The organism is Magnetospirillum molischianum DSM 120 (assembly GCF_000294655.1).
Taxonomy (GTDB): domain Bacteria; phylum Pseudomonadota; class Alphaproteobacteria; order Rhodospirillales; family Magnetospirillaceae; genus Phaeospirillum; species Phaeospirillum molischianum.
This window is the reverse complement of record NZ_CAHP01000026.1, coordinates 35,636-51,700: the sequence shown is the minus strand read 5'-3', so window position 1 is coordinate 51,700 and position 16,065 is coordinate 35,636. Positions and strand designations below refer to the sequence as shown.

General features: G+C 62.5%; 16 protein-coding genes. 11 read left to right on the top strand and 5 right to left on the bottom strand.

Annotated elements, in window-relative coordinates:
• Positions 1 to 46: 46 nt before the first annotated feature.
• Entirely contained in the window at positions 47 to 1,177 is a 1,131-nt protein-coding gene (locus PHAMO_RS11895; protein WP_002729659.1) for a patatin-like phospholipase family protein, read from the top strand.
• A gap of 122 nt (positions 1,178 to 1,299) precedes the next feature.
• Here PHAMO_RS11895 and clpA read toward each other — a convergent pair whose 3' ends face one another.
• From clpA to PHAMO_RS11875, 4 genes are all read right to left on the bottom strand, one after another.
• On the bottom strand, positions 1,300 to 3,600 hold the full coding sequence (clpA, locus tag PHAMO_RS11890; RefSeq protein ID WP_002729658.1) for an ATP-dependent Clp protease ATP-binding subunit ClpA: 2,301 nt from the start codon (positions 3,598 to 3,600) through the stop codon (positions 1,300 to 1,302).
• Positions 3,601 to 3,640: 40 nt separating this feature from the next.
• On the bottom strand, positions 3,641 to 3,973 hold the full coding sequence (gene clpS / locus PHAMO_RS11885) for an ATP-dependent Clp protease adapter ClpS (RefSeq protein ID WP_002729656.1): 333 nt from the start codon (positions 3,971 to 3,973) through the stop codon (positions 3,641 to 3,643).
• A gap of 158 nt (positions 3,974 to 4,131) precedes the next feature.
• Positions 4,132 to 4,791, bottom strand: coding sequence for a phasin family protein (locus PHAMO_RS11880; protein WP_002729654.1), 660 nt, complete (start codon positions 4,789 to 4,791; stop codon positions 4,132 to 4,134).
• Between the two features lie 129 nt (positions 4,792 to 4,920).
• Positions 4,921 to 5,586, bottom strand: a complete 666-nt coding sequence (locus PHAMO_RS11875; RefSeq protein WP_002729653.1) for a hypothetical protein — start codon at positions 5,584 to 5,586, stop codon at positions 4,921 to 4,923.
• Between the two features lie 229 nt (positions 5,587 to 5,815).
• Between PHAMO_RS11875 and PHAMO_RS11870 the strand changes: the two genes are divergently transcribed.
• From PHAMO_RS11870 to PHAMO_RS11850, 5 genes are all read left to right on the top strand, one after another.
• Positions 5,816 to 7,072 (top strand): D-alanyl-D-alanine carboxypeptidase, encoded by a 1,257-nt coding sequence (locus PHAMO_RS11870; RefSeq protein ID WP_235720836.1) that lies wholly within the window; start codon positions 5,816 to 5,818, stop codon positions 7,070 to 7,072.
• A 73-nt stretch (positions 7,073 to 7,145) separates the two neighbouring features.
• On the top strand, positions 7,146 to 7,952 hold the full coding sequence (locus tag PHAMO_RS11865; protein WP_002729650.1) for a methyltransferase domain-containing protein: 807 nt from the start codon (positions 7,146 to 7,148) through the stop codon (positions 7,950 to 7,952).
• A gap of 130 nt (positions 7,953 to 8,082) precedes the next feature.
• Positions 8,083 to 8,886, top strand: a complete 804-nt coding sequence (gene map / locus PHAMO_RS11860) for a type I methionyl aminopeptidase (protein ID WP_002729649.1) — start codon at positions 8,083 to 8,085, stop codon at positions 8,884 to 8,886.
• Between the two features lie 139 nt (positions 8,887 to 9,025).
• Positions 9,026 to 10,084: a hypothetical protein gene (locus PHAMO_RS11855; RefSeq protein WP_002729648.1), complete on the top strand. Its 1,059-nt coding sequence runs from the start codon at positions 9,026 to 9,028 to the stop codon at positions 10,082 to 10,084.
• 69 nt (positions 10,085 to 10,153) lie between these two features.
• A complete protein-coding gene (locus PHAMO_RS11850) occupies positions 10,154 to 11,323 on the top strand; it encodes a hypothetical protein (RefSeq protein WP_002729647.1) in 1,170 nt (389 codons plus the stop codon).
• 64 nt (positions 11,324 to 11,387) lie between these two features.
• Here PHAMO_RS11850 and PHAMO_RS11845 read toward each other — a convergent pair whose 3' ends face one another.
• Positions 11,388 to 12,611, bottom strand: coding sequence for a 6-phosphofructokinase (locus PHAMO_RS11845; protein WP_002729646.1), 1,224 nt, complete (start codon positions 12,609 to 12,611; stop codon positions 11,388 to 11,390).
• 146 nt (positions 12,612 to 12,757) lie between these two features.
• Between PHAMO_RS11845 and PHAMO_RS19020 the strand changes: the two genes are divergently transcribed.
• The 5 genes from PHAMO_RS19020 to proB all read left to right on the top strand — a co-directional run bounded on the left by PHAMO_RS19020 (position 12,758) and on the right by proB (position 16,065).
• Positions 12,758 to 12,946 carry a DUF1289 domain-containing protein gene (locus PHAMO_RS19020; RefSeq protein WP_081504511.1) on the top strand — a complete coding sequence of 63 codons (189 nt, stop codon included), beginning with the start codon at positions 12,758 to 12,760 and terminating at the stop codon, positions 12,944 to 12,946.
• Positions 12,947 to 13,039: 93 nt separating this feature from the next.
• Positions 13,040 to 13,342 carry a 50S ribosomal protein L21 gene (gene rplU / locus PHAMO_RS11840; RefSeq protein ID WP_002729645.1) on the top strand — a complete coding sequence of 101 codons (303 nt, stop codon included), beginning with the start codon at positions 13,040 to 13,042 and terminating at the stop codon, positions 13,340 to 13,342.
• A 30-nt stretch (positions 13,343 to 13,372) separates the two neighbouring features.
• Entirely contained in the window at positions 13,373 to 13,642 is a 270-nt protein-coding gene (gene rpmA / locus PHAMO_RS11835; RefSeq protein ID WP_002729644.1) for a 50S ribosomal protein L27, read from the top strand.
• Between the two features lie 124 nt (positions 13,643 to 13,766).
• Positions 13,767 to 14,969: a GTPase ObgE gene (gene obgE / locus PHAMO_RS11830; RefSeq protein WP_002729643.1), complete on the top strand. Its 1,203-nt coding sequence runs from the start codon at positions 13,767 to 13,769 to the stop codon at positions 14,967 to 14,969.
• Positions 14,908 to 16,065, top strand: coding sequence for a glutamate 5-kinase (gene proB, locus PHAMO_RS11825; protein WP_235720835.1), 1,158 nt, complete (start codon positions 14,908 to 14,910; stop codon positions 16,063 to 16,065). Before obgE ends, proB begins: the two co-directional genes overlap by 62 nt.

Genomic DNA, 16,065 nt, shown 5'->3' with positions numbered 1-16,065 from the left:
GAAAAAAAGAGCGCGGCGGCTGAACAGGTTGCGGGAGGCGCGAATTATGGAAAAACCACACAAAATCGCCCTGGCTTTACAGGGCGGCGGCGTCCATGGCGCGTTTGCCTGGGGCGTACTTGACGGTCTGCTCGATCAGGTCGTCGCCGGAAACGTCGATATCGTTGGACTGAGCGGCGCATCGTCAGGAGCCTTAACGGCAACCGCTTTTGTCTATGGCTGTCACCAGGGAGCCGGACAACCCGGCCCCGCTACGGCCCGAACCCGCCGGATCGCCGAGGCCGGACGGGACAAGGTACGCGAATTGTGGGAGACGATCGCCCGCGTTGCCTTCTGGAGCGGCAATCCCTTCGTCGCTGCCGCGACTCTCGGTTCCGGCTGGAATATCGACGATAGCGCCGCCGCCCGCTGGGCCGACGTCGCGGGGGCGACCTCTCCGGTCGCCGAAACGGGTCTGGGCGGATCGCTCTCCACCGTGCTGCGCGAGGTGATGCCGGAAATTCCGGCGATCTTCGCTCTGCCCCAGGCCGGAACCCCCAGTCTGGTGATTGCCGCCACCGACATCGGCGAGGGTCGCCGCAAATTGTTCGTCGATGGTGCGGTCTCGCCCGACGCCCTGCGCGCTTCGAACTGCAAGCCCGCGCCGTTCTCGGCAATCGAGATCGACAAGCATCTCTACTGGGACGGCGGCTATCTCGGCAATCCTCCGCTGACTTGTCTGGTCGAGCGGTTACGGGAGAGCGAAGCGCAAGATCTGCTTGTGGTGACGATCAACCCGTTGCGGCGCGACGGCCCACCACCACGCAGCCACCGTCAGGTCGCCGACCGCCTGAACGAGCTAACCTTCAACACCGCACTGATCCACGAAATCAACACCATCGAGACGATCAACCGATTGATCGACGCCAAGATGATCGTCGATCCGCCGCCGGGACAGCACCCGTTCCGCCGTATCAATCTGCACCGGATCGAGGCCGATGCCGACATTGCCCCGTTGGGCATCTATTCCAAGGAAGCTCCCGCCTGGGAATTCCTGGTCTATCTGCGCAACCTTGGCCGCCGGGCCTTCGACAAGGCCTGGCCGGAGATCGAACCCGCTTTGGGCCATGGCTCGACCTGGGATACCACATCGGTCTGCAACGATATCCTGGCCCGTAAGGCGATCTTGTCCCCCTGATCCATCCCTGGGGCGGGACTCCAAACAAAAAGGCCACGGCGCGGACGCCGTGGCCTTCGTCTTTGTGGAACCGGGCGAATTATACCGGCCGCCCCTCGATTTGACCCATTGGCCGGTTGGTATTATTCGACCAGTTCGGGTTCCGTCGCCTTTTCAGGCCGCGACGAGCCCGGAACGATGTCAAAGGAAAGCGCGCCATCGGGGCCGATGGTAATGCGAACGGTCCCGCCTTTGGCTAACCGACCGAACAGCAATTCCTCGGCCAGGGGTTTCTTGATGTGCTCCTGAATAACGCGAGCCAGCGGCCGGGCACCGTAATTCTGATCGTATCCCTTGCGAGACAACCAAGCGCGGGCTTCGTTGGACAGTTCGATCAGCACATCGCGGTCGCCGAGTTGGGTTTCCAACTGCATGATGAACTTGTCCACGACCTGACTGACGATCGCGGGCGACAGATTGGCGAAGGGAATAATCGCATCGAGACGATTGCGGAATTCCGGGGTGAACATCCGGTTGATCGCCTCGCTGTCGTCGCCCTGGCGGCTTTCGCGACCGAACCCCAGCGCCGCCTTGGCCAGATCGGCCGCCCCGGCATTGGTGGTCATGATCAGGATGACGTTGCGGAAGTCGATGATCTTGCCGTTATGGTCGGTCAGGCGGCCATGATCCATCACCTGCAACAAGATGTTGAACAGGTCGGGATGGGCCTTTTCGATTTCGTCGAGCAGCAGCACGCAGTGAGGATGCTGGTCGATGGCATCGGTCAGCAGACCGCCCTGGTCGAAACCGACATAGCCCGGCGGTGCGCCGATCAGCCGCGAGACGGAATGACGCTCCATATATTCGGACATGTCGAAGCGGGTCAGCTCGATTCCCATGATCCGAGCCAGCTGACGGGCGACTTCGGTCTTACCGACGCCGGTCGGGCCACTGAACAGATAGCAGCCGATCGGCTTTTCCGGCTCGCGCAGACCAGCGCGGGCCAGCTTGATTGCCGACGCAAGCGAGTCGATCGCCTGATCCTGACCGAACACCAGGGTTTTGAGATCGCGATCCAGCGATTTCAGCGCCTCCATGTCGTCAAGCGACACTGATTTCGGTGGGATGCGAGCGATCTTGGCGACGATCTCCTCGATATCGCGGACGGTAACGGTCTTACGCCGCTTCGATTCGGGCAGAAGCATCCGCGACGCACCAACCTCATCAATGACGTCAATCGCCTTGTCGGGCAGCTTGCGATCGGTGATGTATTTCGCCGACAACTCGACCGCCGCCTTGATCGCATCGGGGGCATAGCGGACTTTGTGATGGCTCTCGTAATAGGTCTTGATGCCGTTCAGGATCTTGATCGCGTCGGCGACACTGGGTTCGTTAACGTCGATCTTTTGAAAGCGGCGGACCAGGGCGCGGTCCTTCTCGAAATGGGTGCGGTATTCCTTATACGTGGTCGAACCGATGCAGCGGAGCGAACCCGAGGCCAGCGCCGGCTTCAGCAGGTTCGACGCATCCATCGATCCGCCCGAGGTCGCACCAGCACCGATCACGGTGTGAATCTCGTCGATGAACATGATCGCGCCGTCGTAATTCTCCAGTTCGGTGACGACCGCCTTCAACCGTTCCTCGAAATCGCCGCGATAACGGGTTCCGGCCAGCAACGCCCCCATATCGAGGGAGAAGATAGTGGCCGTGCGCAAAACTTCGGGCACCTCGCCATCGACGATGCGGCGCGCCAGACCTTCGGCGATCGCGGTTTTGCCGACGCCGGGATCGCCGACATAAAGCGGGTTGTTTTTCGAACGGCGGCACAGAATCTGGATCGTCCGCTCGATTTCCGCCTCGCGGCCGATCAACGGATCGATCTTGCCATCGGTGGCCTTCTGATTGAGGTTGACGCAATAAGCGGTCAGAGCCTCGATTCCCTTTTTTACCACCTTCTCGGCGGCGGCATCCTCGTCGGCACCCTGGATCGGGCGGCTTTGGGTGCGACCCGCAGCCTTGGCAACGCCATGGCTGATGTAGTTAACGGCATCGAGCCGGGTCATTTCCTGAATCTGGAGGAAATAGACGGCATGGCTCTCTCGCTCGGAGAACAGAGCAACCAGAACGTTGGCTCCGGTCACTTCCTCGCGCCCGGAAGATTGAACGTGAATCGCGGCGCGCTGGACCACCCGCTGGAACCCGGCGGTGGGCTTGGGGTCGCTGCCGCGTGGACCGACCAACTCGGACAAGCTGGTGTCGAGGAAATCGGTAAGGTCGCTGCGCAACTTCTCGACGGAGACGTTACAGGCCCGCAACACCGCAACGGCGTCCAGATCCTCGGTCAGAGACAGCAGCAGATGTTCCAGAGTGGCGTATTCGTGACGACGCTCGGAGGCGTGAGACAGAGCGCGGTGCAGGCTTTGCTCAAGGTTGCGCGACAGCATGGGCCGATCCTTCCTGGCAGGGAGTGGCCGGCGGGCCGGACTACTCCTTCTCGATCGTACATTGCAGCGGATGCTGATTTTGGCGAGCCAGATCCATGACCTGGGTTACCTTGGTCTCCGCCACCTCATATGTGTACACACCGCAGATACCGACACCTCGGGTATGGACGCTAAGCATGATGCGCGTAGCCTCTTCGCGGTTCTTCGAAAAGAACTGCTCCAAGACCTGAATGACGAACTCCATCGGAGTGTAATCGTCATTCAGCATCAGCACTTTGTACATCGACGGCTTGCGGGTTCTCGGGCGGGTCTTGATGACCACGCCGGTCTGCCCGCCGTCTCCGTTGCGCCTGTCGTTGCCGTCCTCGCTCATAGCCTCCCCGGTGCGGTAGTCACGAATTCCGTACTCCTATCATATTGGGTCGGATCGTCGAACGAAAAGCCCCCTTGTGCGGAAAGGGTCGAATGAAGAACGGCCCGGCGGGGGTTTCCCCCACCGGGCCGTGCGATTTGTCCCCCGGCGACAGAAATTCAGGCCGCGTGGAGCAGATGGTCGAGCGCGGCATTGACCCGTTCGTTGATCGGAGCGATCGCGTCCTCGATCAACCGCACCGAATCGCCGGACAGGCGGACGCTTTCCTCGGCAACCCGATCAAAACCGAGACGGGTCAGCCCGGCCTGGGCCTCGATCAGATCCTGGACAGTCCGGGCTCCCAGCAGAGCCTTGGACGCGGCAACGTTTTCCTCGATCACCACCTGGGTCAACCCCAGCAGCGAGCGGCTGAGATCGTGCAACCCCTTGGTCAGGATAGTGCTGGCCTTGACGAAAGCCTCGACGGTATCGCGGTTGAAGGCAACCGCGTCCTCGTAGCCCTGATAGGCGGCACCGTGAGCCTTGACGGCGGCGGCGACCTGATCGCGGCCAAGGTCGAGTGCTTTGTCATAGCCCTTGGTGGCAACGTCGGTCGAAACCTTCACCACCGATTCGATCGTTTCCTTGCCGACGACGACCGCCTCTCCCAGGCTTTTGACCGCTTCGGCCTGAACGGCGGAGATCGCCTCCGCCACCGGCGCGACGGCGGGCACGGCCTGGGATGCGGCGGCGGGTGATTTCGCGACCTTGGGGGCGGATGCGGCGGGACTGCTCACGGGGTCCTCGTCATTAGCCGACTTGGCTTTCACAGTGGTCATGTCTCCCCTCCCTCGAACGAACGTGACGCCGCCGTTACGGAGCGGCGTGATGCTGCAACGCAGCATCCAGAACTATCGCGCAATAGTGGCGGAAAAGTCAATGATTCATTCGCAGGTGCAGCATCGCGTTCAGCGCACACGCCCGTTCCGGCCGACGCTTAACAGGAACGGTGCGGCAACGCCGCGGCGAACATCGTCCTCCCATTGCAGATCGAGAGTCTGGTCGGCGGGGGGCCGCACCTCGGCACGACTGGGATCGAGCGCGAACAGCAAGGCCGGGAACCGCGCGGCAGCAAAGGAATCCGACGGCCAACGCCAGCCGGTGAAAGTAAAGCGTCCGTCGCGGCAGGTCGCCGCCGCCCAGTAATAGCCGTGCGAGGGCAGATCAAGCCCGACCGCCGGGGGACCAAATCCACCGGCCTCGGCCAGGGCGGTATCTAACCCGGTTCGCGCCTCGGCCGACAGCGGCACGCGGGTTTCAACGGCACGCCAGGGAGCCAGGATATCATCCGAGGTCAGGCCGGTCAGGTTACCGGGGCCGATCACCCGGATACGCAGATCGCGAGTACCCCCATCCCATTCATAGATGCGAACCTGCTCGCCCCACACCGCATTATAGACCAGCCGCACTTGCTCGGCAGATCCGGCGGCGCAAGACGCCTGGATGTCGTCACCTCCGATAAAGGAATACCACTGTACCTTTCTCGTGAAAGGATTGCCGATGTCACCGCCATCATATGTGCAGGCGCAAAGCGATAAAACCAAGGCGAGGCAAAGGCCGGAACGTCCCGTCATGCTGTTTCCTCCACATCGGGAATTCACCGTTCGACCGACGCAAGCAACCCTGACAGAAAAATAACCGGCCGCCAAGCTAGACACGTATTGCTAAATTCTTTAAGGTTTTCCGCCATTGCGCCAATTTCGTCACGCTGAATGACAGGTCGAGACCTTGCAATCGAGACGCCAAGGGGCTTTCCCTTTTCTTCGCCCCGCTCTATTGGGACTCGTCGCCATTTTCCTGCTCGTGGCTACTCCAGCCTGGGCGGCGCGCTACGCCTCGATCGTGATTGATGCCAGCAATGGCAAGGTGCTGCATGCGGCCAACCCCGATATTCGCAGCTACCCGGCCTCGCTAACCAAAGTCATGACGCTGTTCCTGTTGTTCGACGAACTGGAATCCGGCCGGATGAATCTCGACACCCGGCTGTCGGTCTCGGCCCATGCGGCAGGCCAGGCCCCGTCAAAGCTGGGACTTCGCCCCGGCGAGACGATCGCGGTGCGCGACGTCATCCTTGCCCTGGTGACCAAATCGGCTAACGACGCCGCCGTCGTCGCCGCCGAGGGAATTGGCGGCACCGAGGCCGAATTCGCCCAGATGATGACCCGCAAGGCGGCGTCCTTGGGGATGACCCGCACCGTCTATCGCAACGCGTCGGGCCTGCCCAATCCGGGCCAGATGTCCACCGTGCGCGATCAGGCGATCCTGGCCCGCGCCATGATCAACCGCCATGCCGGTTCCTATCGCTATTTCTCGACTCGCCAGTTCGTCTGGAAAGGCCAGACTATCAACACCCACAACCGGCTTATGCTGCGGTATCCGGGTGCCGATGGAATCAAGACCGGCTATATCCAGGCGTCGGGCTTCAACCTGATTTCCTCGGCCCGGCGCGACGACCAACGCATCATCGGCGTCGTGTTCGGCGGCGCATCGGGAACCTCGCGCGACAATCATATGAAGGAACTGCTCGACAAGGGCTTTGCTCGGATGAAAACCGGCGAGTCGATCGAGGTTGCCGCCGCCCCATCCGCCGACGACACATCGGACATCGACAGTCTGGTTGCCGCCGCCCAGGCAACCGGGGCGGTCGCCGCGGCCAAGGCCGCCGCCAAACCGGCCCAAGCCAAGGCAAAGGCCAAGGCGGTCAAAACCGCCCACGCCAAAGTCACCAAGACCGCCAATTTCAAGGTCGCGTCGGCCAAGACCTCCTCTCAGGCCAAGGGGCACAAGGGGCGCAACAGCGCCGCAGACAACGCCCCCGCCTGGACCATCCAGGTTGGCGCGTTCAAGGATTACCGCCCCGCCCAGCAGGCTGCCGCCCAGGCCGCTCGCACCCTTGGACAGCTGGCGGCAAAAGGGTCGATCGACATCAACAAGCTTAAGGGAAACAAGCCGGTCTATCGCGCCCGCCTGGCTGGCCTCAATGAAAGTCAGGCCCGCGCCGCGTGCAAGCGCCTCGGCAAATCCGGTCAAAGCTGCAAGCTGATCGCCCCCGACGCCTGAGGCCGGGGACATCCCCACCGACACACGTAACCCGCCTCTTTTCTCTGCCGCCGGGTCATGCGATAACCCGCCGATGCAGATATTTGATCGCCTGTCGGTGCGGCGTAACCGTGATCGGGCCGCCGCCATCTTCTCCAATCACGATTTCATGGTGTCCGAGGTCGCGGACCGGCTGGCCGACCGGCTGGACGACGTGACGCGCCGCTTTCCGGTCGCCCTCGATCTTGGCTGCCATGGCGGTGAAATCGCCGCCGCTCTTCAGGGACGGGGCGGGATCGAGCATCTGATCCAATGCGATCTGTCGCCGAAGATGGCGTCTCGCGCCGCTGCCAACGGACACCCCACATTGGCGGTGGACGAAGAATGGCTGCCCTTTGCCCCCGCGAGTTTCGATCTGGTTCTGTCCTGTCTGTCGCTGCATCTGGTCAACGATCTGCCAGGAACCCTGCTCCAGATTCGCCGAATTCTCAAACCGGGGGGACTCCTGCTGGCCGCACTGCCCGGCGCGGGGACCCTGGCCGAGCTGCGTCAGTCGTTGATCGAAGCCGAACTTGCCGCCGAGGGCGGAGCCAGCCCACGCGTCGCCCCCTTCGCCGATATCAAGACCCTGGGGGCGCTGCTGCCCCGCGCCGGATTCATCCAGCCGGTGGCCGATGCGGAAACCATCTCGGTTCGCTACGCCGACCCGATCCGCCTGCTTGCCGACCTGCGGGGAATGGGCGAGGCCAACGCTCAAACCGAGCGCCGTCGCGGTCTTTCCCGCCGCGCCACCTTGTTCGGTGCGGTCGAGGGCTATCGCCGCACCTTCGCCGGAGACGATGGCCGTGTCCCGGCAACGCTGGAGCTGATCACCCTGACCGGGTGGGCCCCCGATCCGTGACAATATCGCGACACAGAGACGCCGGGATGAAAGGCGACGACACCGTTACGATCTGATATATGCTGATTCTACCCTAGGGCGGGGTGCGGTACTTTTTTATTTCCCCGGCACGGACGGACGCGAACGAACGATGGAACGCAAAGACAGGGATTCCTCCCGCATCCAAATCTATGGCCCCGCCGATTTCGAATCGATGCGCCGGGCCGGACAATTGGCCGCCGAAGCTCTCGATTTCATCGGCCCCTACGTCGTGCCCGGTGTCACGACCGAAGAACTGGACCGACTGGGTTCGACGTTCATCACCGAACGCGGCGGCGTCAACGCGCCGCTGGGCTATCGCGGCTATCCGAAGTCGCTGTGCACCTCGGTCAACCATGTCGTCTGCCACGGCATTCCCTGCGACAAGCGGCTGGAGGAAGGCGATATCGTCAATATCGACGTCACGCCGATCCTGGATGGCTGGCACGGCGATTCGAGCCGGATGTACTATGTCGGCAAGGTCGGCGTAAAGGCGCGCAAGCTGGTCGAGATCACCTACGAATCGCTGATGCGCGCCATCGACGTGGTGCGGCCCGGAGCAACGCTGGGCGATATCGGCCATGTGATCCAGAGCTTCGTCGAAAAGCACCGCTTTTCCGTGGTGCGCGATTTCTGCGGGCACGGACTGGGCCGCGTGTTCCATGAACCGCCGAACATTATGCATTACGGTCGCCCCGGTGAAGGCATCGAACTGGTCGAAGGAATGATCTTCACCATCGAGCCGATGATCAATGCCGGTCGCCCCGGAACCAAGATCCTGGCCGATGGCTGGACCGCCGTGACCAAGGACCGATCGCTGTCGGCGCAGTTCGAACATTCGATCGGCGTCACCGCCACTGGCTGCGAGATCTTCACCCTGTCGCCAGCCGGACACCACTACCCAATCGCCCCGTGACGAAACGAAGAAGTGTGATCGGCTTAACAGATAATGTCTACGTCTGGCGTGTAACTCTCTTTTTGAGAGCCGATTTCAGTCCGCAAAGACGAAGACACGACGTCCGTCACACGGTACTCCCGGCCGGAAGGAGCCGACCATGGGAGACACAATGACCGCCACACCCGACACCGCAATGGCAGTTTTTCGGGTCAATCTTGCCCTGCAAGGTCCGGTGGTCGATATTTTGGGGCAGTTCCTGCCAGAGCTGAACGTCCTCCCCCGTGATCGGGCTTACGATCACATCATGGACAACCTGGGGCTGCTCACGCGCTGCTTCGATGTGTTCCGGCGCGAGCCGGAACGCTTCCGAACCATCCTGGTTGACGAACGCAAACGCCCCGTCACCGACGAATCGGTCAAGCTATCCTGCGGTCGCAGCTTAGGTGAAGTCATTGCGATGGTGGTCCGTACCGCCGCCAAGCGCTTCTTTCGCCGCACCCTGCCCCCAACCCCGCGTGTCTCCGAGATTCCCAACCGCGCCGACGAATTATACGATTCCATCAAGGCCTATTTGCTGCACGACTGGCAGGTTCCACTGGTCCCGACCTATGCCGGGATGGAGCCGTCGCTCGTCCGCCGGATCGGTGCCAGATTGCTCGAAGCTCGCGAGGCAGCCAGTCTGGCCCGGCTGATCGCCGATCCTGACGCGAGACTCACTGAGCCTCTCCCCCCACAGACCGATCGAACCGAATTCAACGCGATCTCGGGCACGACCCTGCATCCAAAACGCAGGCACCCGATGACCGCCCACCCGGCCGAAATCCTGTGCGAGAATCAGGAACGGCTGCGGCCCGAAGCGTTCACCCCGGTGTTTTTTGACCCCGAGGTCCGGGCGACAGTGCCCAATCCCGATAATGTCCGCGCCATCGCCGATATCCTACGCGGAGTCGGCAGCGTCTCGGCGCTTGCCCTGGTCGAAGGATTGGGACTGCGCAAGGACCAACTGGCGGTGATGCTGGTGGTGGCGCACGATTGCATCGGAACCATCGTTTTCGGTCGCTTGTTCGGCCCCCGCGCCGATCCCGAACTGCTGGACCGCATCCTGGCCCGCGCCCGTCTCCACGGCATCGGACCGAACTCCGGGGTTATTGAGTGCGCGATCTTCATGCGCAGTGTTTTCGCTCGCTTCGGACACCGCTCCCGTCGCGACCCCTAGACTCGGACGGGTCAATCCCCGTACCCTTCTCTTATTCCACTCATCATCGACCAGCGATGGATGCCCCCCATGCCACGCTCTCCTTCCTCGCCCCGATCCCAGGCGATCCGACGGATCAACCTGACGCTTGAAGGGCCTGTGGCGGAAGTGCTGGCGCAGATGGTGCCGGAGTTAAAGAAGCTGCCGCGCCGGGGCGTACTCGAACGGGTTCTGGATGACCCGGCGCTCCTCGATCGCTGTCTCAAGGCGTTCCGAGCCGACCCTCAACGCTTTAGCGACTTGTTGGTTGACCGCCGCAACACCCCGATCGAGCAGGCCGACGCAACTCTAGCCTGTGGCCGGACGCTCGACGAAGTGGTGGCAATGGTGGTGCGGACCTGCGCCAAGCGACAATTCCGTAAGCGGCTGGATGGGGTATCGCGGCCGCTACGCAAGACCGATCGGACGCAGGACAAAGCCAAAAACGGCCTGTTCGAGCGGTTAAGCCACCTGATCTCGCCGCCGCCGCCGCCGCGCCGCAGCCGGGGCGAGATCCTCTACGATTCTTTCAAAGAGCATTTGCGCCACGATTGGCAAGTCGCGCTGGTGTCGGACTATTCGACCCTATCGCCGCAACTGGTGCGACGCATGGGAGCGCGCATCCTCGATTACCGTATCCCCGAGGACATCCAGAAACTGCGCGAGAACCCATCTAATCCGCCACCGCCCTCAACCCTGCCCGAACCAGATCTCGATATCCTGACCGGCGCGGTTCCGCTTCCGACCATATCGCCGGCCCCTGTCCCGTCGTCTTTCCCGCCGCCCCCCATTGCCGCGCCCGCCGCGCTCGGTGGCGACAACCGCGCCCGGATTGCCGACATCCTGACCGCCGATCAAAAGCGGCTGCGGCCCGAGGCATTCACTCTGATCCTGCTGACTCCAGAGGTGCGGGCCGCGCTGCCTCATCCCGAACAGACGGTGCGGCTGACGGGACAATTAGCCGAGGTCGGCGGCTTGCCCGCAAAGCGGCTGATCGGCGAACTGGGCCTGCGCGCGGAACAGTTGGTCGTGATGATGCTGGTCATTCATGAAATACTCGGACCAGAGGTCTTCCGCCGCTCGTTCGGGCTGAGCAGCAACCTCGATTACGTCGATAAGTTCATCGAACGGGCCAAGGCGGACGGAATCAACCAGGGCACCCCGCCGACCGAAATCGCCGCGTTCTGCCGCCGCATTTTCTCTTCGTTCCGCCGCAGCTAATCCCCTATCCCGGTGCCCTCATGTGCCGATCGGGGGGAGGACATCCCCCCCGATCGGACCTCGTTCAGTCCGCCGCGCGCCCAAGGATCTTCGGCACCGAATTGTGACGCAGGCGGAAGGCGTCGGGCATTCCCGACCCCAGCAACGGACGCAGATACATCCGAAAGGCGTCGGTAACATCGGTCCCCGAGGGCGCGATGAAATGGTCCTCCATCACGCGGGTCTTGCCCGCAACGGCGTCAAGCGGCATCAGGGCGTAATCGACAGAATAAAAGCCGGTGCGCTGGATCGTCACCGATCCGTCGCGATCCCCCCACATCCCATATTGGACCGCCTTCTCGCCGACCTCACGGGCCTCGCGCTGATCGACATCGGAAACACAACCGATGAACGAACGCTGCAAATAGCCGAAGGTGTCACCACGGACCCGCTTGATCCCCAGCTTTTCCTTGATCTCGTGGCAGAGCAAATCGGCCAGCGCCCCGGTTCCCGACAATTGGATGTTGCCGTGCTGGTCGTGTTCGACCTCCTTGGCCAACTTGGTGATGATCGGCGCGCCGTTCTCGTCATGAATGCCTTCGGACACCGCCACCACGCAGCGACCATGGCGGTCGTAGGTCTCGCGCACATCGGCGAGGAAGCGATCGACCGAGAAGGTCCGTTCGGGGATATAGATCAGGTGGGGACCGTCATCGGGGAATTTCTTGCCCAAAGCCGAAGCCGCGGTCAGGAACCCGGCATGGCGTCCCATCACCACCGCGACATAGACCCCCTTCAACGCGGTATTGTCGAGATTGACCCCCATGAACGCCTGGGCGACGAAGCGCGCCGCCGAAGGAAAGCCCGGCGTGTGGTCGTTATGGACCAGATCGTTGTCGATTGTTTTCGGGATATGGATACAGCGAAGTGGATACTCAGCCTGCCGCGCCTGCTCGCTGACGATCCGCACCGTGTCCGAGGAATCGTTGCCGCCGGTATAGAAGAAATAGGCGATGCCATGAGCCTTCAGAACCTTGAAGATCTCCTGGCAATATTTCAGGTCGGGCTTGTCGCGGGTCGAGCCCAACGCCGAGGATGGCGTCTGCGCCACCATCTCAAGATTGTGGCTGGTTTCCTGGGTCAGGTCGAAGAACTCTTCATCGACGATGCCGCGCACGCCATGATGCGCGCCGTAAACGAGATCGACATTGCGGAATTTGCGCGATTCCAGCACCGCGCCAACCAAAGATTGGTTAATAACCGCCGTCGGGCCGCCACCTTGGGCAACCAGAACCTTACCTTGCAGCATCGCATCCCCCTTATTTGTCCCGCCTTCGTCTTCCGCGCCGGGAAAACGAAGCGTAACTCCGTCTTTGCGCTGCCGCCTCTCTTTTCTCCGCAGACCGGCCTTCCCATCTGTACAGGGTCCATCAGCGTCAAAGCCACAGGCCCCCGATGTCGAAGCTCCCCCCCGAATCGCCCTGCATCTCCCGCTGCCACCTCGACTTCGATCGCGGCTGCTGCGCCGGCTGCGGACGCACCACCGACGAGATCGCCGCCTGGCCCGAGGCTGACGACCAATTTCGCAGGGAAATCCTCGCTCGCTCCGCTCGTCGTCTGACCGCCCCACCACAAAGACGTTGACTCTTGATCCCGCCCCGGTAATAGTGCGGCCCTCTCGCGCGGGGTGCTATGTGTCTTGCGCGGCGTCATTCCTTATGCTCAGGTAGAATCGTCATGTTCGCAGTCATCCAGACCGGCGGTAAGCAGTACAAGGTGGCCAAGGACGACGTGATCCGCGTCGAGAAGCTGGCTGGCGAGGCCGGGGGCGAGATCGTTCTCGATCAGGTCCTGATGGTCGGCGACAAGATCGGCGCTCCGCTGGTGTCCGGTGCCGCTGTGACTGCCACTGTGGTGGCTCAGGCACGTGGCGAAAAGATCATCATCTTCAAGAAGCGCCGTCGGCAGAATTCCCGCCGCAAGAACGGCCACCGCCAGGACCTGACGATCCTGCGCATCACCGACATCACGGCTGGCTGATAAGCCCGGCCGTCAGCAGGAGTTTGGACCATGGCTCATAAAAAGGCGGGCGGTTCGTCGCGTAACGGTCGCGATTCGAATTCTCAGCGTCTCGGCGTCAAGAAGTTCGGCGGCGAACTGGTAATCCCCGGCAACATCATCATCCGTCAGCGCGGCACCGTTTACTATCCCGGCACCAATGTCGGCATGGGCAAGGATCACACCTTGTTCGCCACTGCGCCGGGTCGCGTCGCGTTCCGTCACAAGGCTCAGGGCCGCACCTTCGTTGTGGTCGAGCCGTTGCCGGAGGCCGCTGAATAGCGCGCCGTTCCCGGAACGCATTTCGTTTTGCCAAGGGGGGAACGGGGAACCGTTTCCCCCTTTTGGTTTCTGTTCGCCATGTCAGCCCCGCCCTGGTGACCCTCCTTTCCAGAGAATCCCCGCGATGAAATTCCTCGACCAGGCCAAAATCTTCGTGAAGAGCGGCGACGGCGGAGCAGGCTGTTGCAGCTTTCGCCGCGAGAAGTACATCGAGTTCGGCGGACCGGACGGCGGCGATGGCGGTCGTGGCGGCGATGTCATTCTGGAATGCGTCGCCAATCTGAACACCCTGATCGATTACCGCTATCAGCAGCATTTCAAGGCGCAGAAGGGTAATCACGGCCAGGGCCGCAACAAGACCGGCGGCAAGGGCGACGACGTTACCCTGAAAGTGCCGGTCGGCACCCAGATTCTCGACGAGGACCGCGAAACCGTACTCGCCGATCTGACCCAGCCGGGGCAGCGGATCGTGTTGCTGACTGGCGGCGACGGCGGGTTCGGCAATCTGCATTTCAAGACATCGACCAATCAGGCACCGCGCCGCGCCGATGAAGGCTGGCCGGGCGAGGAACGCTGGATCTGGCTGAAGCTGAAGATGATCGCCGATGCCGGTCTGGTCGGCCTGCCCAATGCCGGGAAATCGACATTCCTGGCTGCCGTCACGCGGGCCAGACCCAAGATCGCCGACTATCCCTTCACCACCCTGCATCCCAATCTGGGCGTGGTAACGTTGGGCGACGAGGAATTCGTGATCGCCGACATCCCCGGCCTGATCGAGGGCGCGCATGAAGGCGCCGGGATCGGCGACCGTTTCCTCGGCCATATCGAGCGCTGCCGGGTTCTGCTCCATTTAATCGACGGCACCGCCGACGATGTTGCCGAATCCTATCGGATCGTGCGGGGCGAGTTGGCGGCCTATGGCGGCGGTTTGGCCGAAAAGCCCGAAGTCGTTGCGCTCAACAAGTGCGACTCGCTGATGCCGGAAGAGATCGAGGAAAAGCTGGCCGCCCTGACCGAGGCATGCGGAGCCGAAGTGTTGCCGCTGTCCGGCGTCTCGGGGATCGGCCTGAAGCCGGTTCTGTCGCGGTTGTTCCTTCATATCCGCGATGCCCGCGAGGCCGAACCGGGCATTCTGGCCGCATCGGGCGCAATCGGAGCGGCCAAGCGCGCCACGCCATTGTTCGCCACCGCCATTGCCGATGAGGACGATGACGATGACGAAGAAGATGCCGGACATTACGGCCCAGACGGCGAATGGATCTGGGATGACGACGAAAACGGGGACGAAGACGATGACGACGATCTCGATGACGGGTCCGCTCGCTGAAGCGAAACGGCTGATCGTCAAGATCGGCTCGTCCCTGCTGGTCGATGAGGCCAGCGGTCTGGTCCGCCGGACTTGGCTCGAATCGGTCTGCGCCGACCTCGCTGCCTGCCGCAAGCGCGGGCAAGAGGTGATCGTGGTTTCCTCGGGCGCGGTGGCGGTGGGTCGCCGCCGCCTCGGCCTGACGCCGCCGCTGAAGCTCGAAGAAAAGCAGGCCGCCGCCGCCACCGGCCAGATCCGCCTTGCCCACGATTATCAAGAAGCGTTGGCCCGTCACGGCCTGACTGTCGCCCAGGTTCTGTTGACGCTGGACGATTCCGATAATCGCCGCCGCTATCTCAACGCTCGCGCCACCCTGGAAACACTGTTGCGTCTGGGCGCGGTGCCGGTGATCAACGAAAATGACACCGTTGCGACCGCCGAAATCCGCTTCGGCGATAATGACCGGCTGGCGGCACGGGTGGCACAGATGGTCTCGGCCGACGCGCTGGTGCTGTTCTCGGACATCGACGGGCTGTACACCGCCGACCCGCGCAAAGACCCCGATGCCGCCTTTATCCCCGAAGTACACGACCTGACCCCCGAAATCGAAGCGATGGCGGGCGATCCCGGCTCGGCCTATGGCTCGGGCGGAATGGTCACCAAACTGGCGGCGGCGAAGATCTGCCTGTCGGCGGGCTGCCGGATGGCGATTGCGCGGGGACAGGCGATGAACCCGCTGGCGGAGATCGAAGCGGGAGGACGCTGCACCTGGTTTCTGCCCTCGGCGGAGCCTCGTACTGCCCGCAAGCAATGGATTTACGGATCGATGAGTCCGACCGGAGCGGTGATTCTCGACGACGGGGCGGTTCGCGCCCTGCGCCACGGGCGCTCGCTGCTGCCTGCCGGAGTCGTCGCGGTCGAGGGGAGCTTCGAGCGAGGCGATTGCGTGCTGGTTCAGTCCCGCGACGGCCACACTCTGGGACGGGGCCTGTCGGCCTACGGTGCCGAAGACGCCCGGCGGATCGCCGGTCGCCAATCGGCGGAGATCGAAGAAATTCTGGGCTTTCACGGTCGCGACGAATTGATCCATCGCGACGATCTGGTGGTGGAGGGATAG